This is a genomic window from Virgisporangium aurantiacum, from assembly GCF_016863635.1.
GTDB lineage: Bacteria > Actinomycetota > Actinomycetes > Mycobacteriales > Micromonosporaceae > Virgisporangium > Virgisporangium aurantiacum.
In genome coordinates this window covers 23,652-43,910 of the sequence record NZ_BOPG01000058.1, presented here as the reverse complement: position 1 = coordinate 43,910, position 20,259 = coordinate 23,652, and the positions used below count along the sequence as shown (strand labels likewise).

Sequence of the window (20,259 nt, the reverse complement as noted above, 5' to 3'; positions counted from 1 at the left end):
TGGAGGTGGGGCCGCAGCCGCGGCCCCACCCCGTCAACGGTACTGGACCGGCAGGTCCTTGATGCCGTTGAGCCAGCCGGAGCGGAGGCGCTGGGCCTCGTCGGCCTTGCGGATGTCCGGCATCCGGTCGGCGATCGCGTTGAAGATGAGCTCGATCTCCAACCGCGCGAGGTTGGCGCCCAGGCAGAAGTGCGCGCCGCTGCCGCCGAATCCCAGGTGCGGGTTGGGCGTGCGCATGATGTCGAACCGGTGCGGGTCGGCGAACACGGTCTCGTCGAAGTTCGCCGAACCGTAGAAGATGGCCACCCGTTGCCCGGCCTTGATCTCCTGCCCGGCGAGCACCGTGTCGTTCTTCGCGGTGCGCTGGAACACGTTCACCGGCGTGGCCCAGCGGATGATCTCCTCCACCGCGCTCTTCGGCCGCTTCTCCTTGAACAGCTCCCACTGGTCGGGGTGGTCGAGGAACGCGAGCATCCCGTGCGAGATGGCGTTGCGCGTGGTCTCGTTGCCGGCGACCGCGAGCAGCAGCACGAAGAAGCCGAACTCGTCCGACGACAGGTGTTCGCCGTCGACCTCGGCGTTCGCCAGCTTGGTGACGATGTCGTCGGCCGGCGCGCTCTGCCGCTCCTCCGCCATGGTCATCGCGTAGGCCAGCAGTTCCATCGCCGCCGACAGCGGCTCGACGTCGTACTCCGGGTCGTCGTAGCCGATCATCTGGTTCGACCAGTCGAAGATCTTCTTGCGGTCGGTCTGCGGGATGCCGAGCAGTTCGGCGATCGCCTGCAGCGGAAGCTCGCACGCCACGTCGGTGACGAAGTTGCCCGTGCCCGAGTCGAGCGCCTCGCTCACGATGCTCTCGGCCCGCGCCGTGAGCGCCGTGCGCAACGCGTTGATGGCGCGCGGGGTGAAGCCGCGCGAGACGATCGCCCGCAGCTTGGTGTGGTGCGGCGGGTCGATGTTCAGCATCACGAGGCGCTGCATCTCGATGTTGTCGCGGGTCATGTCGGACCGGAACCGGACGATCGCCGTGTTCTCCCACGACGAGTACGTGTCGGAGTCGCGCGACACGGTCATCACGTCGGCGTGCCGGGTCACCACCCAGTAGCCGTCGTCCTCGAAGCCGGCCGCGCCCTGCGGTTGCGCGTTCCACCAGACGGGTGCCACGCGACGCAGCTCCGCGTACTTCTCGTGCGGCAGTCCGTGGAAATTGACATCGGGATCGGTGAAGTCGAATCCTTCCGGAAAACGGGGCTCGGCCACGGCTCCTCCTGACGCAACACGTTCTCACGCTACGACCACATCGGTGCTCGCCATCAGGCTATCGCGCGTGCTTCCATATAGGAACACGTTCTACTTTTTGCGAAAGACGCGAGGGGGTCGCTACGTGGGTACGCCGGTGATCGTCGAGGCGGTGCGGACACCGATCGGCAAGCGGGGCGGCTGGCTCGCGGGTCTGCACGCGGCCGAACTGCTCGGCGCGGCCCAGCGGGCGCTCGTCGAGCGCGCCGGCATCGATCCCGGTGCGGTGGAACAGGTCCACGGCGGGTGCGTGACGCAGGCCGGCGAGCAGTCGTCCAACGTGACGCGCACCGCGTGGCTGCACGCCGGCCTGCCGCCGGAGGCGGGGTGTCTCACGCTCGACGCGCAGTGCGGGTCGGCGCAGCAGGCCGCGCACCTGATCGCCGGTCTCATCGCGGCCGACGCCATCACGGTCGGCGTGGCGTGCGGCGTCGAGGCGATGAGCCGGGTGCCGCTGCGGTCGAACCTCGGCGTCGATGTCGGCACGCCGCGCCCGGCGTCCTGGAGCATCGACCTGCCCAACCAGTACGTCGCCGCCGAACGCATCGCCACCCGGCGCGGGCTGTCGCGGTCCGATGTGGACGCGTTCGGCGTCCGCTCGCAGGCGAACGCCGCGCGGGCGTGGTCCGAAAAGCGTTTCGACCGCGAGGTCGTGCCGGTGTCCGCGCCGGTCCTCGACGCCGACAGCCGGCCGACCGGCGAGACCCGCACCGTCGACCGCGACCAGGGGCTGCGCGACACCACGGCGGAGGGCCTCGCGCGGCTGCGGCCGGTCGTCGAGGGCGGCGTGCACACCGCCGGCACGGCGTCCCAGATCTCCGACGGCGCCGCGGCGATCCTCATCATGGACGCCGACCGCGCCCGCGACCTCGGCCTGACGCCACGGGCGCGCATCGTCTCGCAGTGCCTCGTCGGCGCCGAGCCCTACTACCACCTCGACGGTCCGGTCGCGGCGACCGCGCGCGTCCTGAAAATGAGCGGCATGAAGATCGACGACGTCGACCGGTTCGAGGTCAACGAGGCGTTCGCGTCGGTGGTGCTGTCGTGGCTGGGCGAGCACCGGGCCGATCCGGAGAAGGTGAACGTGAACGGCGGCGCGATCGCGCTCGGTCACCCGGTCGGCAGCACCGGCGCCCGGCTCCTCACCACCGCCCTGCACGAACTCGAACGCGTCGACGGCACCACCGCGCTGGTCACCATGTGTGCCGGCGGGGCGATGGCCACCGCCACCATCCTCGAACGCGTCACCGCATAGCCGCGACCGGAACGCGCTCGCGGCCCGCGAGAACGGCCACCGCCAACCCGGCGAGCGCGAACCCGCACCCGACGACGAACACGCCGGAGAACGACGGCTGCCCGAGCCATTCCCACATCGGATGCCACGACGGGTGCGCCTCCCCGGCGTGGTGATGCGCGACCGCCGGCAGCGCGAACGCGGTCGGCACCCACCAGAGGAACAGCGTGACGCCCAGCATCACCTTCGCCGTCGCGTCGGCGGTCGCGCGCCGCTGCGTCCGCCGGCTGGCCCAGCCGAACACCAGGAACGCGACCACCGCGCCGAGCAGGCCGGCGCCGATCCCGAACGGGTAGACGGCGGCCGGCGTCGCCTGCTGGAACGCCACCGAGGTCGACGGCGAGACCAACGCGTCCGGCGAGTACATCTCCAGCCGGAACGTCGTGTGACCGCGCCGGGCCGCGACGACGACGGAGTACGGCGCCGGCGGGCAGTCCGGTCCGTCGCACCCGTCGAGGCTCGTGGTCGTCGTCGGGTAGACGGTCCAGCCGTGCGCCCGCAGGTTCCGCCGGGCCAGCCCGGCCAGTTCCGCCACCGGCAGCCCGGGATCGCCGACGATCGAGCCGCCTATCCCCGACAGCGCGTACTCGCCGCCGTCCGGCCACAGCAACTCGCCGACCCGGTCCCAGCTCAGCGGTGACCCGTACATCGTGAACTGTGCGGCCGGCGCCTCGAAGCCGCTGAACTCCTGTCCGGGCAGGATCTCCGCCGCCATGGCCCGGGCCTCGGCGCCGTCGGGCAGCGGCGGCGCGGTCTCCCAGGCGGCGCGGGTGGCGAAGGCGGCACCGAACGTGCCGCTGATCGTCGCGACGAGCAGAGCCCAGGTGACGACGGTGCGGCTGGCCGGGCGGCCGAGCCGCGCCCGCAGGCCGGCGCGGATCAGGTCGACCGCCTCGCGCGGGGTCGGCCGGGTGCGCCCGGGAGGTGCGGCGTCGAGGAGGGCGCCGAGCAGCTCGGCGCCGCGCTCACGCCGGTAGGCGCGCGGATAGGCGACGAGGAGCCGCCGGTACCGGCGGGCCAGCGGATCGATCACGCTCATGAGGCAGGCCTCGGACGGACCGACCGCAGCCGCGCCTCGGCAGCCGTGGCGAGGTGACGCAGCCGCGCCGTTTCGTCGGTGACCGCCGCGAGCCCGTCGACGGTGAGCCGGTAGTAGCGCCGTAACCGCCCGTCGACCTCCTCCTCGCGGTCGGGCTCGATCAGCCCTTCGGCGACGAGCCGGTCGAGCGCCGTGTACAGCGTGCCGGTCAGCAGGCTGACCCGCCCGTCGGAGAGTTCCCGCACCTCCCGCGCGATGCCGTACCCGTGGCGGCTCGCACCGGCCAGCGCGGTGAGGATCAGGAACGTCGGCTCACGCATCCCCTTCACACGGAGGACTATAGGTTGATGATCAATGCATGGTCAATGCGCGGCACCGGGACCGCGCCGTGGCAGACTTCGACGCTGGGTAACCGGACGAAGGGTGGGATGTGGCAGCCGACGTCACCGAGCCGAAGCTGACCTTCACGTTCGGCGACCGGCACGTGATCGCGGTGCTGGCGACGCTGGCGACCGCGCTGTTCACGTTCGCGACGCGGTTGCGGCTCAACGAGAAGCCGTGGGGCGACGAGCCGCACTACCTCATCATGAGCATCGCTCTCGGCAAGTACCACACGTTCGACCTCACGCGGGCATACAAGAACGACGACTACCGCGCCTTCTACCCCGACCCGATCGACATGCACGTGTTCCCCAACTCCGACGGCGTCATGGTGCCGCTGCACAACTTCGGCGGCCCGCTGCTGTGGATGTTGCCGTTCCAGTGGTGGGGACGCGCGGGCGCGGCCGCCGTCATCGTCGTGGCGTCGGTGCTGACCGTCATCAACGTCTACTGGTTGCTGCGCGAACTCGGGATCATCAAGGCGTACGCGGGCATCGTCACCGGGCTGTTCATCGTCGGCACCCCGCTGTACATGTACGCGTCGATGCAGTTCATCGAGCCTCTCGGGGCGCTGCCGGTCGTCTTCGCCGTGCGAACGGTGCTGCGGCGACGCCCGTCGTGGATCCGGGTTGCGGTGGCGTCGGCGGGAATCGGCTACCTGCCGTGGATCCACGGGCGGTTCACCATCTTCGCCGTGATCCTCGGCGCGCTGCTGATCCTGCGGGTCGACCACCGCACCTGGCGCTTCGGCAAACTCGCCTACATCCCGGCCGTGGCGCCGATGGCGGTGATCCTGCTCGCGCTGGAGATCTTCAACCTCACCCGGTACGGCAGCCTGAATCCCGCGCCCGGCAACGAGGCCCTGGGCGACGGCCTGTTCCAGATCCCGTTGCAGACGGGACTCGCGGGCCTGCTCTTCGACCGCCAGTTCGGCCTGCTGAGCCACTTCCCGCTCCTGGCGATCGCCGTGCCGGGCATGCTGCTGGCGTTGAAACGCCGCGTCCTGCCCAGCCACGTCGTGATCCTGGGGACGATCGTCGCCTACGTCCTCGCGGTGGGCACGTTCAAGACGTGGTGGGCCGGCTGGAGCCCGCCCGGCCGCCTGCTCGCCGTCCTCACCCCGCTGCTCGCCTACTACGTGGCCGTGGTGCTGCAACGGCTGCACGTGTGGGTCGCGACCGTGGTGGCCGCGATCGCCGCGCTGGCCGGCTTTCTCGTGTCGGTCAGCGGCGACTACTACACCGTGGAGCGGTTCACCGAGAGCGCCAAGCCCGGCACCGACCCGGTGCTGAACCGCCTCGCCGAACGCCTGCATCTCGGTGACGCGCCACTACTGCTCCCCGCCGTCCGCGAGACGCCCGATACTGGCGGCTACGTTCTGTGGTACTTCGTGTTCGCGATGTTCGTCGCGTTCGTCTACCTGGCCGGCTGGTACGGCCCCGCGAGCCGCATCCCGGTCGAGCCCCTCACCCCGCTGTTCCCCGTCCTCCGCAGACTCCCGTCCCGAATCCGCCGCCGGCCCCCACCACCACCGACCGCGCTCGAAGGGGGCCTCGAACCCCCGCCGCTCGACCCACCCCCCGACCCGACCCACGCCGGCCGCCGAACCCCACCCCCGGACCCTCCGACCCCACCCGCGTGAGCCGGCGTGCACCACGTCACCAGGACGATCTTGCAGTTGTGCACGCGATGAAGCGGGGCGAACTCGGACGAAAAGGCGAGCACAACTGCAAGATCGACTCGGGGGGACCGGGCGGGGTCAGATCCAGTCGGTGTGACGGGGCCAGGACAGCAGAGTGTCGGCCAGCTCGGGTTCGTCGTGGGGGGACGTGAGGGCGGTGCCGGTGTACCTGCCTTTATAGAAGAGCAGGGGGCGGGCGTCGCGCACCGGGCCCAGTTCGGTGACCAGGCCGATGACCACGCGGTGGTCGCCCGCCTCGTGCACGGCCTCGACGCGGCAGTCGGCCCATGCCAGCACGCCGTCGAGCACCGGGGCGCCCGACGGGCACGGCGTCCACGCGACCCCGGCGAACTTGTCGCCGCCGCGGGTGCCGAACGTGCGCGACACGTCGCGCTGGTCTTCGGCGAGAACGTTGACGCAGAAGTGGCCGGCCCGTTCGACGCTGCGCCCGGTGGCCGACCCGCTGCCGGGGCAGAACAGGACGAGTGGCGGGTCGAGCGACAGCGCCGCGAACGCCTGGCACGCGAAGCCCGCCGGCGCACCGGCGTCGAGGGTGGTCACCACCGTGACGCCGGTGCAGAAGTGACCGAACACGCGGCGGAACCGCAGCGGGTCGACCACCATGGGCATGACCATAGCGGTCAATGCGCCGGACCGCGCAGGAACCGGTGTCCCCACACGGTGTGCGCGGTGGTCTCGCGCGACACCCAGGTGGCGGAGTCGACCAGCAGGCCGCCGGTGCCGTACTCGATGTCGAATCCGCTCGGCGTGCGCAGGTAGAACGAGACCATGTTGTCGTTGGCGTGCCGGCCGAGCGTCGACACCAGGGGTGCCTTGTTCCGCTGGCACCGGTCGAGCGCGCGACCCACGTCGTCGAGCGTGTCGACCTCGAGCATGACGTGCACGATGCCGGTGGGCGCGGGGATCGGCGCGAACGCGACGCTGTGATGACGCGGGCCGGGACCCATGAACCGCATGAACACCGGACCGGCCTCGGGCGGCAGCCCGATGAGCTCGGCGGGCAGGCGCATCGTGTCACGGAGCTGGAACCCGAGCAGCCCGCCGTAGAAGTTCAGCCCGGCCGCGTCGTCGTTCGCAGACAGCACCACGTGACCGAGACCGCCGTCACCCGTCACGAACCGGTTGCCGTAGTGGCTGATCGCCGGACGGTCGTCGAGGGCGGCACCGGTGAACAGCTCAACCGTGTTGCCGAACGGATCGTCGACGCGGATGAGCTCGGCCACCCGGCGCTCGGCCAACTCGTCGGCGGTCGCCTGCTTGGTGGCCACGCCCGCGTCCTCCAGGGTGCGCCCGATCCGCGCCAGCGACGCCGAATCGGTGACCTCGTACCCGCAGACGAGCAGCCGGTCCTTGTCTCCCGGCACGATCACCAGCCGGGCCGGGAAGTCGTCCATGCGCAGGTACAGCGTCTCCGGATCGGGCCCCTTGCCCAGGACCATCCCGAGCACCTTGACACCGAACGACCGCCACGCCTCGACGTCGGTCGCCTCGATGCGCAGGTACCCCAACGAACGGATCATTCCCCGTCCCCCTCCAGGAAGGCAGTCGCCAGGCGGTTGAACTCGTCGAACTTCTCCAGCTGCGCCCAGTGCCCGCAGCCGCCGAACACGTGCAACTGCGCCTTGCGGATGAGCTTGAGCGCGATCAGCGCGCCGTCGAGCGGGTTGACGCGGTCCTCGCGTCCCCAGATCAGCAGCACCTCATTGCGCAGCCGGTGCGCCTCGCGCCAGAGCATGCCGTCCTCGAACGTCTTCGGGTCGCGGAACGTGGCGCCCATCGCCGCCATGGCCTTCAGCGCCGCAGGGTCGCTCGCGACCGCGTAGCGTTCCTCGATCAGCTCGTCGGTGACGAGCTTCTGGTCGAACACCAACGTCTTCAGGAACGCGGCGAGCTTCTCGCGGCTCGGTCCGGGCGGCGCGCCGAACTCCATGAGCCGCTTGGTCCCCTCGGTCGGGTCGGCCGAGAACACGTTGAGACTGAGGCCGCCCGGCCCCATCAGCACGAGCCGACCGGCGCGCTCGGGGTACTTCAGCGCGAACCGCACCGCCGTGCCGCCGCCGAGCGAGTTCCCGATCAGGTGCGCCTTCTCGATGCCGAGCGCGTCGAGCACCGCGACCACGGCGTCGGCGGCGAACGTGAAGTAGTGGCCCGTCACCGGGCCGACGGCCGACCGGCCGTAGCCGGGCTGGTCGATCGCCAGCGTGTGGAAGCGCTCGGCGAACACCGGCACGTTGCGGCCGAAGTTGCTCCACGCCGACGCGCCCGGCCCGCCGCCGTGCAGCAGCACCAGCGGCGTCCCATCAGGGGAGCCCGCGTCGTGGTAGTGCACCTCACCGGAGGAGCCTGCAGTGCCGGCGGAACCGAAGGGCACCGTGCGGCTCGTCGCCTCGAAGACGGTCGTCATCACCGAATCCCCTCACACCATCGCGTCGGCGACCGACAGCCCGAACTCGCCGCGGCCGAACATCACCAGCGCCCGTTCGGCGTCGTTGATCGCGTGTACCCGGCCGGCGTGCGCGTCGCGCCAGAACCGCTGGATCGGCGTGCCGACCGCGAGCGCGCGCCCGCCGGAGTTCTCGAACAGCCGGTCGACGGCGTCGATCGCCTGTGCGGTGCCGTGCACCTGGTCGCGGCGGATCCGCAGCCGCAGCCGCATCGGGATCTTCTCGCCGGCGTTCACGTGGCCCATCAGCTCGCGGATGTCGCCCTCCAGCGCGCGCCACGCCGCGTCCAGTTCGATCGACGCCTCGGCGACCTTCAGCTGGGCGAACGGGTCCTCCACGGCCTTCGACCCGGCGTACGCCGCGCGGACCCGCTGGCGCTGGTACGCCACGTGCGCGTCGTACGCACCGAAGGCCATGCCGATGATCGGGGTGGTGATCGCATACGAGAAGATCGAGCCGTACGGGATGCGGTACAGCGGCGCGGTGTTCTGCTCCTGCCCCGGGCACACGCACCTGGCGGTGTCGTTGAAGCTCAGTGACCGGTACGCCGGCACGAACACGTCGTCGACGACGATGTCGTTGCTGCCGGTCCCCCGCAGCCCGATCGTGTTCCAGACGTCCTCGATCGCGTAGTCGCCGAGCGGCAACAGGAACGTGCGGAAGTCGGGCGGCTGGCCGTCCTCGCCGGGCACGATCCCGCCCAGCAGCACCCAGGTCGCGTGGTCGCAGCCGGAGGAGAAGCTCCAGCGTCCACTGATCTGATAGCCGCCCTCGACGGCCCGCACCTTGCCGGTCGGCGCGTACGAGGACGACATCCGCGTTCCGCCGTCCTCCGCCCACACGTCCTGCTGCGCCTGATCGGGGAAGAGCCCCATCTGCCAGGCGTGCACGCCGATCACCGACGCGACCCAGCCGGTGGACCCGCAGGCGCCGGCGATCAGGCGCACGGCCGTGTAGAAGTGCATCGGATCGGCCTCGAACCCGCCGAACCGGGCCGGCTGCAGCAGCCGGAAGAATCCCGTCTCCGCCAACGACTTCACGGTCTCCGCCGACAGCGCGCGACGGTCCTCGGTCTCCTGCGCGCGGTCCCGCAGCACCGGAAGCAGCTCGCGCACCGCCTCGATCACCGCATCTGGTGAGTTCATCGGATGTCCTTCCACGACGCCTCCGTCGGCGACTATAGTAGAACACGTTCTACTTCGGTGGAGCTTTGGGACCGGGACGAATTTCCCGGTCGGCCGATAACCTGTTGCAGCGGAGGGCTCTCATGAACGACCGGGAGACCGTGCGGACCATCGATCCTGGCACGCCACCCACCAGGTTCGCGCGTGGCTGGCACTGCCTCGGGCTCGCCGACACCTTCCGCACCGGCGGCCCGCACGCTGTCGAGGCGTTCGGCACCAAGCTGGTCGTGTTCGCCGACTCGCACGGCGACCTGAAGGTGCTCGACGCGTTCTGCCGCCACATGGGCGGCGACCTCACGATGGGCACGATCAAGGGTGACGAGGTCGCCTGCCCGTTCCACGACTGGCGCTGGGGCGGCGACGGGCGGTGCGCCAAGGTCCCGTACGCCCACCGGATCCCGCCGCGCGCCCGCACCCGGGCCTGGCTCGCGATGGAGGAGAACCGGCAACTGTTCGTGTGGAACGACCCGCAGGGCGCACCGCCGCCGGCCGACATCGTCATCCCGCGCATCGAGGCCGCCTTCTCCGACGAGTGGAGCCGGTGGACATGGGACTCGGTGACCATCGAGGGCGCCAACTGCCGCGAGGTGATCGACAACGTGGTCGACATGGCGCACTTCTTCTACATCCACTTCGCGTTCCCGACCCGGTTCAAGAACGTCCTCGAGGGCCACATCGCCTCGCAGTACCTGGAGACCCGCGCCCGGCCCGACGTCTCCGGCAACTCGGCGTACACCGCGAACACCAACATCACGCTGCAGTCCGACGCCTCCTACTTCGGGCCGTCGTACATGATCGACAATCTGCGGTACGACTACCACGGCATGCCGGTCGAGTCGGTGCTCATCAACTGCCACTACCCGGTGACCCCGACGTCGTTCGTGCTGCAGTGGGGCACGATCGTCAAGCGGATGCCGGGCCTCGACGCCGAGACGGCCGACAAGGTCGCCCGCAAGATGGCCAAGTTCATCGGCGTCGGCTTCCTGCAGGACGTGGAGATCTGGAAGCACAAGAGCCGCATCGACAACCCGTTGCTGTGCGCGGAGGACGGCCCCGTGTACCAGTTGCGCCGGTGGTACGAACAGTTCTACCTCGACATCGAGGACGTCACCGACGACATGGTCGCCCGCTACGAGTTCGAGGTCGACACCAGCCGCGCCATCGAGGCCTGGGAGGTCGAGGTCGCCGAGAACCTGGCCCGGAAACAGGCCGCGCAGTGAACCGGCCGGAAACGCTCGCCGATCAACGGCTGTATCTGGAGGACGGGCTGCGCACGCTGTCCTGCGCGGGCTGCGGCGCGCGGGTGCGGGTCAAGAAGAACAGCCCGCAGCACACGAGCATCCAGTGGACCACCCGCGCGGTGCGGGAGTGCGCCGAGTTCTCCGCCCGGGTCGCGCTCGGCGAGACGACCGCACTCGTCGACGGCTGCGCCACGCTGCGCGACACCATCGAGCGGGCGGCCCGCGACGGACGGCTGGAGGCCCGGGCCGCCACGAGCCAGGCATGACGGCGCGGCAGCCATACCACCGCCTGCCGATCGTGGAGGTGATCGCGGAGACGGCCGACGCGGTGTCACTGGTGCTCAAGATTCCGCCGGAACTCACGGATGCGTTCGCCTACAAGTGCGGACAGTTCCTCACGGTCCGGGTGCCGCACGAGGACGGGTCCGTCGCCCGGTGCTACTCGCTGTCGAGCACACCCGGGATCGACGAACACCTGAAGATCACGGTCAAGCGCGTCGTCGACGGGCACGCGTCCAACTGGATCTGCGACACCGTCGAGGCGGGAGCCGTGCTGGAGGTGCTGCCGCCGGCCGGTCTCTTCACTCCGTCCACGGTGGACGGTGACCTGCTGCTGCTCGCCGGCGGCAGCGGCATCACACCGGTCATCTCGATCCTGAAGGCGGCCCTGGCGCGGGGAACCGGTCACCTCGCCCTCGTCTACGCCAACCGCGACGCCGCGTCGGTCATTTTCGGTGACGAGCTGCAACGGCTCGAATCCCGCCACCCCGACCGGCTGCGGGTGCTGCACCGGTTCGACGCCGCACAGGGCCCGCCCACCGTCGCCGGCCTGAATCCGTTGCTGCGCCTGTACGCCGACCGCGACGTGTTCATCTGCGGACCGGAGGCGTTTCTCGCGGTGGCCCGCGAGGCCCTGGCCGAGTTGTCGGTCCCGACGAGGAGGATCCACGTGGAGAAGTTCTCGTCGTTGCTGGAGAACCCCTTCGAGCCGGCCGAACCACAGGCCGACAGCGGGGAACCGAAGCACACCGCCGTGGTGACGATCGACGGGCAGACCCACACGCTGCCGTGGGCGCCGAACAAGCGACTGCTCGACGTCATCATGGACGCCGGCCTCAACCCGCCGTTCTCGTGCCGGCAGGGGATCTGCGGCGCCTGCGCCACCCGCCTGCTCGACGGCGAGGTCGAGTTGGTGAACAACGAAGTGCTGGAAGAAGAGGACTTCGCCGACGGCTACACGCTCGCGTGCCAGGCGCTACCGGTCACCGACACGGTCACGGTCACTTACGAGTGAGAGCGCTATGTCGATCAGCTGGTCCTCCTGACCACCGACGAGCCGCCGCTCCCCCGCCTTCACCAGGATCTCGGCGCCGGAAACCCCGTACCGCGAGGCGATCGTGTACGCGTGCTTGAGGAAGCTCGAGTACACCCCGGCGTAGCCCATGATGAGCGCCATCCGGTCGAGGAGGCACTCGTCGGGCATGGTCGGGCGCACCACGTCCTCCGCGGCGTCGACGATCGCGAAGAAGTCCACGCCGGTGCGGATGCCGAGCTTGTCGCAGACGCCGACGAACGCCTCCACCGGCGTGTTGCCCGCGCCCGCGCCGAACCGCCTTGTGCTGCCGTCGATCTGGGTCGCGCCGGCCCGCGCCGCCAGCACCGAGTTCGCGACGCCCAGCCCCAGGTTCTCGTGGCCGTGGAAGCCGACCTGCGCGTCGTCGCCGAGTTCCGCGACGAGCGCGGCCACCCGATCACCGACCTGGTCGAGCACGAGCGCGCCGGCCGAGTCGACCACGTACACGCACTGGCAGCCGGCGTCGGCCATGATGCGGCCCTGCTTCGCCAACGCCTCCGGCGGCGACGAGTGCGCCATCATGAGGAATCCCACGGTCTCCAGGCCGCGTTCCCGCGCCAACCCGAAGTGCTGCACCGAGATGTCGGCCTCGGTGCAGTGGGTGGCGATCCGGCAGATCGAGGCGCCGTTGTCGGCGGCAGCGAGGATGTCGTCCTTGAGGCCCACGCCCGGCAACATGAGGAAAGCGATTTTGGACGCGCGTGCGCTCGCCACGGCGACCTTGATGAGCTCCTGCTCGGGCGTGTGGCTGAAGCCGTACGTGAACGACGAGCCACCGAGCCCGTCCCCGTGCGTCACCTCGATCACCGGAACCCCGGCGGCGTCGAGCGCCGTGACGACCGCCTCGACCTCCGCGGCCGTGAACTGGTGGCGCTTGGCGTGCGAGCCGTCGCGCAACGAGGAGTCGGTGATCCGCACGTCGAGGTCTTCCGAGAACATGACGACACTCCTAAGTGGACACGAACGTGCGGGCGATCTCCTCGCCGACCCGGGTGGCGGCCGCGGTCATGATGTCGAGGTTGCCGGCGAAGGCCGGCAGGAAGTCACCGGCGCCGGTCACCTCCACGAAGATGCCGACCCGGACCCGCCCGTCGGCGGCGGGGTCGAACTGCGGTTCGCTCGTCAGCCGGTACCCGGGCACGTACCGGGCGACGTCGGCGGCCATCGCCACCACCGACGCGGTGATCGCGTCGGTGTCGGCGTCCGGGTCGACGGCGCAGAAGACGGTGTCCCGCATGGCCGTCGGCGGCTCGGCCGGGTTCAGCACGATGATCGCCTTGCCCCGGCCCGCGCCGCCGATCGTCTCCAGGCCGCGGGCGGTGGTCCGGGTGAACTCGTCGATGTTCGCCCGCGTGCCCGGCCCGGCCGAGCGGGACGCGACCGACGCCACGATCTCGGCGTAGCTCACCGGGGTCACCCGGGAGACCGCGTGCACCATGGGGATCGTGGCCTGCCCCCCGCAGGTGATGAGGTTGAGGTTCGGCGCGCCGAGGTGCGCGTCGAGGTTGACGAACGGCACCACGGCCGGTCCGACGGCGGCCGGGGTCAGGTCGACCGCCCGGATGCCGGCCCCGGCGTAGCGGGGCGCGTTGGCCCGGTGGACGTACGCGGAGGTCGCCTCGAACACGAGGTCGGGCAACGGGTCCTGCGCCAGCAGCCAGTCCACACCGTCCACCGTGGTCGCGAGCCCGTGGTCGGCGGCCCGGCGCAGCCCGGGACTCTCCGGGTCGACGCCGACCATCCACAGTGGATCGATCAGCTCCGACCGCAGCAGCTTGTGCATGAGGTCGGTACCGATGTTCCCCGACCCGACGATCGCCGCCGTGACCATGCTGCCTCCCCTATGTGAACATCAGCGACACGTCGCCCAGCCCGGTGAACGACGCGGTGAACGCGTCGCCGGGCCGCGCGTCGATGGCCCGGGCGCACGCGCCGGGCAGGATGATGTGACCGGCGCGCAGCCGCACGCCGAACCCGGCCACCGTGCGGGCCAGCCACGCCACCGCGGTCGTCGGGTCGCCGAGCACGGCGTCGGAGCGGCCCCGGGCCACCTCCTCGCCGTTGCGGCGCAGCACCGCGTCGATCGCCCGGACGTCCACAGTGGACGGGGCGACCCGCGCCGCGCCGAGCACGAACCCGGCCGAGGAGGCGTTGTCGGCGATGGTGTCGGCGAGGCTGATCCGCCAGTCGACGATGCGGCTGTCGATCAGCTCGATCGACGGCGCGAACGCCTCGGTGGCGGCGAGCACGTCGGCCTCGGTGCAGCCCTCGCCGGGCAGGTCGCGGCCGAGCACGAACCCGACCTCGATCTCCACCCGCGGGTAGCAGTACCGGCCGGCGTCGACCGGCTCGTCCTCAAGCAGCCGCATGTCGGCGAGCAGGTGCCCGTAGTCGGGCTCGTCGACGCCCATCATCTGCTGCATCGCGAGCGACGACAGGCCGACCTTGTGGCCCACGACCGGAGCACTGCGCCGCGCGATGTTGTGCAACTGGATCCGGTACGCGTCGGCCGCGTCGAGCTTCGGGTACTCCCCGGTCAGCGGTGGGATCGGCGCGCGGTCGCATTCGGCGGCGCGGAGCCGATCGGCCACTGTGGACCGTTCAGCCTCGGTCAGCATCCGGACCTCCCATCTGGCGCCCGGCCCGCCGGCCGGAGAAGACGCAGTCGGCGAGCGAGAGCCCGCTGACGTAGGAGTTCGAGCACACGCCCACCGCCGTGCGGCCGGCGGCGTACAGGCCGGGAACCGGGGACCCGTCGGCGCGGCGCACCTGCCCGGTGTTCTCGTCGACGACCAGCCCGCCGAGCGTGAGCATCGGTGCCGGTTGCGCCATGCGGGGCCGGATCGAGCAGTCGATCAGCGAGTACGGCGGGTGCTCCAGCGGCCGGACCAGGTCCGGCGCCTTCCCGGCCGGGTCCGGCGCACCGGCCGCGGCGGCGGCGTTGTGGTCCTTGACCGTCACCGCGAGCGCGTCGGCGTCGACCCCGGCACGCTGTGCGACCGCCGCGAGCGTCGGCCCGGCGACGCGGTCCTTCCGCAGCAGCCACGACGCCTGCACCCGCTGGAACCACAGCGTCTGGCTACGGAGCTGGCCGCGCGCCTCGGCCAGGATCTCGCGGTCGACGAGCAGCCACGCCTTCCGCTTGTCGCTGCGCATGATGGCGTCGCCGATCGCGGCGCCGTAGCGGGACTCGTCGCAGATCCGGTGGCCGGCGCTGTCGACGAGCACGCCGTGCTGCAACGCCGCCGGCGGCGTGATGAACCGCCAGATCGTGAGCCGGTCGAGCCGGTCGGTCGCGGCGCCGGCCTCGACGCCCAGCCGGATGCCGCTGCCGTCGTCGCCGGGCGTGCCCAGCGGCAGCCCGCCCCGGTACAGGGGTGCGTGCTCGCGCAGCATCGGCCGGTTGAACACGAACCCGCCCGCGGCGAGGACGACGCCCCGGGTGGCGGAAATGCTGACGGGACGCCCGAAGCGGCGCTCGATCCACGCGACCGGCCGGTGCAGCGAGCGCCCGAGCGCGGGCACGTAGAGGCCCGGCTTGACCGAGAACCGGTGCAGCACCCGGTGGGTCAGCCGCGCCCAGGCCGGCGCCCCCGCCAGCGTGCTCGCCTCCACCCCGGTGACCCGGCCGCTCTCGTCGGTGACCAGCCGCACCGCGCGCGTCTGCGCGAGCACCCGCACGCCGCGCGACCGGGCGGCGGCCGCGAGCCGGGCGTAGAACAGCTTTCCCGACGTCCCCCGCCCCCGGGTGCGGTGCCCGCGCGGCGCCGGCGGCGCGATGTCACGGTTGGCCAGTTCGCTGCCGGAGTAGTAGAGGTAGTGCCGGTTCGTGGGGTACGACGTCTTGTACGGGCACAGGCTCGGCTCGAACGGCACGCCCCGCTCGGCGAGCCACGCTATCTGGTCGGCGCTGCCGGCGCAGAACCGGCGCAGCGTCTCCTCCGAGATCGCGCCACCGGTCTCCTGCCGGAGGTAGTCGACCATCGCGTCGACGGTGTCCTCGACCCCGGCCGCCCGTTGCACCGTCGTTCCGCCGCCGGCGTAGACGACCCCGCCCGACATCGCGGTCGCGCCGCCGCCGCCGAACCGGTCGATCACCAGCACCTCGGCACCCGCCTCGCGGGCCTCCATGGCGGTGCAGGCGCCGGCGGCGCCGAATCCCACGACAACGACATCCGCTTGCAGGTCCTTCATGAGGTGCCCTCCATCGATAGCGGCACGCGCGGAAAAACTATAACCTGTTCTAGTGGCCGAGAACGAGCACGAGTTCGACGTCGTCGTCGTAGGCAGCGGAGCCGCGGGCATGACGGCGGCGCTCGCCGCCAGGCACCACGGGCTCAGCGTGGTGGTGGTCGAGAAGGCCGAATCGTTCGGTGGTTCCACCGCACGCTCGGGCGGTGGGCTGTGGATACCCGGCAACGAGGTGCTGCGCCGGGCCGGCGTCACCGACAACGCCGAGGACGCCGAGACGTACCTGGCGCACGTCGTCGGCCCCGACGTCCCCGCCGCGAAGAGGAACGCGTTCCTGGAGCACGGGCCGGCGATGCTCTCGTTCGTGCTCGCCCACTCACCGGCGCGCTTCGCGTGGGTGCCCGGCTACGCCGACTACTATCCCGAGGCGCCCGGCGGACGCCCGGCCGGCCGCACCATCGAGCCCCGGCCGTTCGACGGACGCGCGCTCGGCGCGGAACTGCGCCACCTCGCGCCCCCGTACATCGCCGCGACCGACAACGTCACCGTCACCGCCCGCGACTACCGCTGGCTGAGCCTGGGCACGCGGCACCCGCGCGCCGCGCTGGCCGGTGCCCGGGTCGCCGGCCGCTGGCTCGTGTCGAAGGCGTTGCGGCGGCGCAGCCTCGGCCTGGGGCAGGCGCTCGCGGCGGGGCTGCGCGTGGGGCTCGCCGAGGCCGGCGTCCCGGTGTGGTTGGGCACCGCGATGACGGGCCTGGAGTACGACGGCGAACGCGTCGTCGGGATCCGCGTGGCCGACCGCGTGATCCGCGCCCGCCGCGGCGTGCTGCTCGCCACCGGCGGGTTCGAGCACAACGAGGCGATGCGCCGGAAGTACCAGCGCGAGCCCATCGGTACGACGTGGACGGTCGGCGCACCCGGCAACGTCGGCGACGGCATCACCGCCGCCGGAGACCTCGGCGCCGCGCTGGACCTGATGGACGACGCGTGGTGGGGGCCGTCGCTCCCGTTGCCGAGCGGCCCGTTCTTCTGCCTCGCCGAGCGCAGCCTCCCGGGGTGCCTGCTCGTGAACGCCGCCGGCCGGCGCTACGTGAACGAGGCCGCGCCGTACGTCGACGTCGTGCACGCCATGTACGACAACCACTCCGACGAGGTGTCGCACATCCCGTCGTGGTTGGTCTTCGACCAGCAGTACCGCGACCGGTACCTGTTCGCCGGCAAGCCGCCGCGCCGGCCGCTGCCCCGGCGCTGGTACGACGCCGGGATCATCCACCGGTCGTCCACTCTGGACGGTCTCGCGGCGAAGGTCGGCCTGCCGGCCCTGCCGGACACGGTGGCCCGGTTCAACACGTTCGCCGCCGGCGGGCACGACGAGGACTTCGGGAAGGGCGACTCGGCGTACGACCGCTACTACGGCGACCCGCGCAACCGTCCCAACCCGTGCCTCGGCCCGCTCGTGAAGCCGCCGTTCCACGCGATCCAGATGGTGCCCGGCGACCTCGGCACGAAGGGCGGGCTGCGCACCGACGAGCGCTCGCGGGTGCTGCGCGCCGACGACACGCCGATCCCCGGGCTGTACGCGGCCGGCAACACGAGCGCGGCCGTCATGGGGCACAGCTACGCGGGCGCCGGCGCCACGATCGGACCCGCGATGACGTTCGGCTACATCGCCGCGCTCGACCTCGCGAACGTGCCGGTCACGAGCTGAGAATCAACCCGCTCGTCGGTACGCCGGTGCCGGCGGTCACCAGCACCGGCCCGTCACCCTCGATCTGGTTCACCGCCGTGCCGCGCACCTGACGCACCGCCTCGGCGATGCCGTTCATCCCGTGGATGTAGGCCTCGCCGAGCTGCCCGCCGTGCGTGTTGAACGGCAACCGGTCCGCGGCCAGGAAGTGCCGCGCCTCGCCCCGGCCGCAGAACCCGAGCTCCTCCAGCTGCATCAGCACGTACGGGGTGAAGTGGTCGTAGAGCACCGCCGTCCGGACGTCGCCGGGCCCGAACCCGGACTGGTGCCACAGTTCCCGGCCGACCACACCCATCTCCGGCAGCCCGGCGAGGTCGTCGCGGTAGTAGCTGTTCATGATGAACTGGTCGGCGCCGCTGCCCTGGGCCGCCGCGCGCACCACCGCCGGCGTCACCGGAAGGTCGGCGGCCCGCTCGACGCCCGTCACCACCACGGCCACCGCGCCGTCGCTCTCCTGGCAGCAGTCGAGCAACCGCAACGGTTCCGCGATCCAGCGCGACGCCTGGTGGTCCTCGATCGTGATCGGCCGCCCGTGGAACCAGGCGTGCGGGTTCGTCGCGGCGTACTTGCGGGCCGTCACGGAGACCAGGCCGAAGTCGGCGCTCGTCGCGCCGTACTCGTGCTGGTACCGCCGGGCGACCATCGCCACCGTCGCGGCCGGGGTGCCCAGCCCCATCGGGTAGTGCCAGCTGTTGTCCACCCCCGACGACGTCGGCATGCTCGCGGCGGCGCGCGACACCTGTCCGAACCGGTGTCCGGAGCGCTCGTTGAGCGCCCGGTAGCAGACCACCACGTCGGCCACGCCACCGGCGACCGCCAGCACCGCCTGCTGCACCGTCGCGCACGCGGCGCCGCCGCCGTACCCGATGTGGCTGAAGAACCGCAGTTCGCCGACGCCGAGTTCGCGGGCCACGGCGACCTGCGCGTTGCTGTCCATCGTGAACGTCACCATGCCGTCCACATCACGCGGTCGCAGCCCGGCGTCGGCGAGGGCCGCCCGCACCGCCTCGACGGCCAGGCGGAGTTCGCTGCGGCCGGAGTCCTTGGAGAACTCGGTGGCGCCGATGCCGACGATCGCGGCCCGTCCGGAGATCACGAGACGCTCCCCATGATTTTGGCGACGCGCACCGTTCCGGTCACATGGTTGCCGAGGCTGTTGCTGCCGACCACCTCGACCACGCACACACCGTCGTCGTCGGACACCACGGTTCCGGTGAGCGTCAGGGTCTCGTACGCGTAGCAGGGGACGCCGAGCCGGATCGCGATGCCCAGCACCACCGCCTCCGGCCCGGCCCAGTCGGTGACGTAGCGCTGCACGAGGCCGGTGGTGGTGAGGATGTTCAGGAAGATGTCCTTCGACCCGCGGCGCACCGCCTTGTCGCGGTCGTGATGCACGTCCTGGAAATCGCGGGTCGCCAACGCCGTGCTGATGATGAACGTCGGGCTGATCTCCAGGGTCAGCGGTGGCAGGGTCTTCATGCCAACCGCCACGCGGGCAGCGTCAGGTCGTCGTCGACCCGCACGAACTCCACCCGCACCGGCGCGCCGACGCGGACCTCGTCGGGCTCCGCGCCGCGGACCTCGCCGACCATGCGCACCCCTTCGGTCAACGCCACGAGCGCGACGACGATCGGCAGTTCCCGCCCCGGAACCGGCGGGTGCCGGTGCACCACGTAGCTGTAGATCTCCCCCGTTCCGGCGGCGATCACGAAGTCGGGTTCCAGCGCGCCGCACGCGGGGCACGCCGGCCCCGGTGGATGGCGCAGCCGGCCGCAGTGCCCGCAGCGCTGGATCCGCAGTTCGCCGACGGCCGTGCCGGCCCAGAAGAACGCGGTGTCGCGGCTGACGACCGGCCGGATCACGTCGGGCTTCGGCTCCGCGACAGGCACCGGCGCCGCCGATTGCGGGCGGAATTTGAGGACCCGGAACACCATCGTCCCCACCGGTTCGGTGCCCGAGTACCACGTGCTGTCCGTGGTGACGAAGTAGCCCTCGCCCAGCGCGGTCTTCTTCGGACCGACGACGTCGCGCAACCGCGTGCGGACCTCGATCACCTCACCGTGGCGCAGGTACCGGTGGTACGTCTGCTCGCTGTTGGTCGCGACGATCGACGTGTAGCCCGCCTCGTCGAGCACCGCCAGCATCTCCGCGAACGGGTCGGTGACGCCGGTGGGCCGGTGCAGCCCCGGCATCGTCCACACCTGGATCATCGCCGGCGGCGCCACCCCGTCGGCCTCGTAGACCGGGTTGGTGTCGCCCATGGCGTCCACCCAGTGGTGGATCATCGGCAGGTTCACCGGGTCGCGTGCCACTCTCGGTGCGCTCTCCCCGGTCGCGGCGATCCGCCGCGCGGCATCCGCAACGTCCACAGCAGACACCTCCG

Annotated in this window: 20 protein-coding genes; 6 read left to right on the top strand and 14 right to left on the bottom strand. The window is 71.3% G+C overall.

Annotated elements, in window-relative coordinates; all coding sequences use genetic code 11:
• Positions 1-33 precede the first annotated feature (33 nt).
• Positions 34-1,260 carry a cytochrome P450 gene (locus tag Vau01_RS40940; RefSeq protein ID WP_204005223.1) on the bottom strand — a complete coding sequence of 409 codons (1,227 nt, stop codon included), beginning with the start codon at positions 1,258-1,260 and terminating at the stop codon, positions 34-36.
• A gap of 124 nt (positions 1,261-1,384) precedes the next feature.
• Between Vau01_RS40940 and Vau01_RS40935 the strand changes: the two genes are divergently transcribed.
• Positions 1,385-2,554, top strand: coding sequence for a steroid 3-ketoacyl-CoA thiolase (locus Vau01_RS40935; protein ID WP_204005220.1), 1,170 nt, complete (start codon positions 1,385-1,387; stop codon positions 2,552-2,554).
• Here the strand turns inward: Vau01_RS40935 and Vau01_RS40930 are convergent.
• Positions 2,544-3,632, bottom strand: a complete 1,089-nt coding sequence (locus Vau01_RS40930) for a hypothetical protein (protein ID WP_204005218.1) — start codon at positions 3,630-3,632, stop codon at positions 2,544-2,546. The two genes, Vau01_RS40935 and Vau01_RS40930, sit on opposite strands and share 11 nt — an antisense overlap.
• Positions 3,629-3,952, bottom strand: coding sequence for a PadR family transcriptional regulator (locus Vau01_RS40925; RefSeq protein WP_204005315.1), 324 nt, complete (start codon positions 3,950-3,952; stop codon positions 3,629-3,631). The genes Vau01_RS40930 and Vau01_RS40925 overlap by 4 nt, the downstream gene beginning before the upstream one ends.
• 110 nt (positions 3,953-4,062) lie before the next feature.
• On the opposite strand from Vau01_RS40925, the gene Vau01_RS40920 reads away from it, so the two are divergent.
• The gene (locus Vau01_RS40920; protein WP_204005216.1) at positions 4,063-5,655 is read left to right on the top strand and encodes a hypothetical protein; all 1,593 of its coding nucleotides are present in this window, start codon (positions 4,063-4,065) and stop codon (positions 5,653-5,655) included.
• A gap of 117 nt (positions 5,656-5,772) precedes the next feature.
• On the opposite strand, the gene hsaB is transcribed toward Vau01_RS40920, so the two are convergent.
• The 4 genes from hsaB to hsaA are packed head-to-tail and all read right to left on the bottom strand — an operon-like array spanning position 5,773 to position 9,304.
• Complete coding sequence (hsaB, locus tag Vau01_RS40915) at positions 5,773-6,330, bottom strand: 3-hydroxy-9,10-secoandrosta-1,3,5(10)-triene-9,17-dione monooxygenase reductase subunit (RefSeq protein ID WP_373320376.1); 558 nt, start codon at positions 6,328-6,330, stop codon at positions 5,773-5,775.
• Between the two features lie 5 nt (positions 6,331-6,335).
• Positions 6,336-7,235, bottom strand: a complete 900-nt coding sequence (gene hsaC / locus Vau01_RS40910) for an iron-dependent extradiol dioxygenase HsaC (RefSeq protein WP_204005212.1) — start codon at positions 7,233-7,235, stop codon at positions 6,336-6,338.
• On the bottom strand, positions 7,232-8,119 hold the full coding sequence (gene hsaD, locus Vau01_RS40905) for a 4,5:9,10-diseco-3-hydroxy-5,9,17-trioxoandrosta-1(10),2-diene-4-oate hydrolase (RefSeq protein WP_204005210.1): 888 nt from the start codon (positions 8,117-8,119) through the stop codon (positions 7,232-7,234). The genes hsaC and hsaD overlap by 4 nt, the downstream gene beginning before the upstream one ends.
• A gap of 12 nt (positions 8,120-8,131) precedes the next feature.
• Entirely contained in the window at positions 8,132-9,304 is a 1,173-nt protein-coding gene (hsaA, locus tag Vau01_RS40900) for a 3-hydroxy-9,10-secoandrosta-1,3,5(10)-triene-9,17-dione monooxygenase oxygenase subunit (protein WP_204005208.1), read from the bottom strand.
• A gap of 122 nt (positions 9,305-9,426) precedes the next feature.
• Here hsaA and Vau01_RS40895 point away from each other — a divergent pair, with 122 nt between their 5' ends.
• Genes Vau01_RS40895 through Vau01_RS40885 form a run of 3 tightly spaced genes read left to right on the top strand, consistent with a single transcriptional unit; the run spans position 9,427 to position 11,878 of the window.
• The gene (locus Vau01_RS40895; protein ID WP_204005206.1) at positions 9,427-10,563 is read left to right on the top strand and encodes a 3-ketosteroid-9-alpha-monooxygenase, oxygenase component; all 1,137 of its coding nucleotides are present in this window, start codon (positions 9,427-9,429) and stop codon (positions 10,561-10,563) included.
• Positions 10,560-10,850, top strand: coding sequence for a hypothetical protein (locus Vau01_RS40890; protein WP_239152255.1), 291 nt, complete (start codon positions 10,560-10,562; stop codon positions 10,848-10,850). Before Vau01_RS40895 ends, Vau01_RS40890 begins: the two co-directional genes overlap by 4 nt.
• Positions 10,847-11,878, top strand: a complete 1,032-nt coding sequence (locus Vau01_RS40885; RefSeq protein ID WP_204005205.1) for a ferredoxin--NADP reductase — start codon at positions 10,847-10,849, stop codon at positions 11,876-11,878. Before Vau01_RS40890 ends, Vau01_RS40885 begins: the two co-directional genes overlap by 4 nt.
• On the opposite strand, the gene dmpG is transcribed toward Vau01_RS40885, so the two are convergent.
• From dmpG to Vau01_RS40865, 4 genes are read right to left on the bottom strand one after another with little or no spacing between them, the layout of a single operon-like run.
• Complete coding sequence (gene dmpG, locus Vau01_RS40880) at positions 11,840-12,877, bottom strand: 4-hydroxy-2-oxovalerate aldolase (RefSeq protein WP_204005204.1); 1,038 nt, start codon at positions 12,875-12,877, stop codon at positions 11,840-11,842. The genes Vau01_RS40885 and dmpG overlap by 39 nt on opposite strands.
• 10 nt (positions 12,878-12,887) lie before the next feature.
• Positions 12,888-13,769, bottom strand: coding sequence for an acetaldehyde dehydrogenase (acetylating) (locus Vau01_RS40875; protein ID WP_204005203.1), 882 nt, complete (start codon positions 13,767-13,769; stop codon positions 12,888-12,890).
• A 10-nt stretch (positions 13,770-13,779) separates the two neighbouring features.
• Complete coding sequence (locus Vau01_RS40870; protein WP_204005202.1) at positions 13,780-14,556, bottom strand: 2-keto-4-pentenoate hydratase; 777 nt, start codon at positions 14,554-14,556, stop codon at positions 13,780-13,782.
• Positions 14,540-16,132, bottom strand: coding sequence for an FAD-binding protein (locus Vau01_RS40865; protein WP_204005201.1), 1,593 nt, complete (start codon positions 16,130-16,132; stop codon positions 14,540-14,542). Before Vau01_RS40865 ends, Vau01_RS40870 begins: the two co-directional genes overlap by 17 nt.
• Before the next feature lie 52 nt (positions 16,133-16,184).
• Here Vau01_RS40865 and kstD point away from each other — a divergent pair, with 52 nt between their 5' ends.
• Entirely contained in the window at positions 16,185-17,837 is a 1,653-nt protein-coding gene (kstD, locus tag Vau01_RS40860) for a 3-oxosteroid 1-dehydrogenase (protein WP_204005200.1), read from the top strand.
• Here kstD and Vau01_RS40855 read toward each other — a convergent pair.
• Genes Vau01_RS40855 through Vau01_RS40845 form a run of 3 tightly spaced genes read right to left on the bottom strand, consistent with a single transcriptional unit; the run spans position 17,827 to position 20,245 of the window.
• The gene (locus Vau01_RS40855) at positions 17,827-18,972 is read right to left on the bottom strand and encodes a lipid-transfer protein (RefSeq protein ID WP_204005199.1); all 1,146 of its coding nucleotides are present in this window, start codon (positions 18,970-18,972) and stop codon (positions 17,827-17,829) included. The genes kstD and Vau01_RS40855 overlap by 11 nt on opposite strands.
• Positions 18,969-19,355 (bottom strand): MaoC family dehydratase, encoded by a 387-nt coding sequence (locus Vau01_RS40850; protein WP_239152261.1) that lies wholly within the window; start codon positions 19,353-19,355, stop codon positions 18,969-18,971. Before Vau01_RS40850 ends, Vau01_RS40855 begins: the two co-directional genes overlap by 4 nt.
• On the bottom strand, positions 19,352-20,245 hold the full coding sequence (locus Vau01_RS40845) for a bifunctional MaoC family dehydratase N-terminal/OB-fold nucleic acid binding domain-containing protein (protein WP_204005197.1): 894 nt from the start codon (positions 20,243-20,245) through the stop codon (positions 19,352-19,354). Before Vau01_RS40845 ends, Vau01_RS40850 begins: the two co-directional genes overlap by 4 nt.
• Positions 20,246-20,259: the final 14 nt, after the last annotated feature.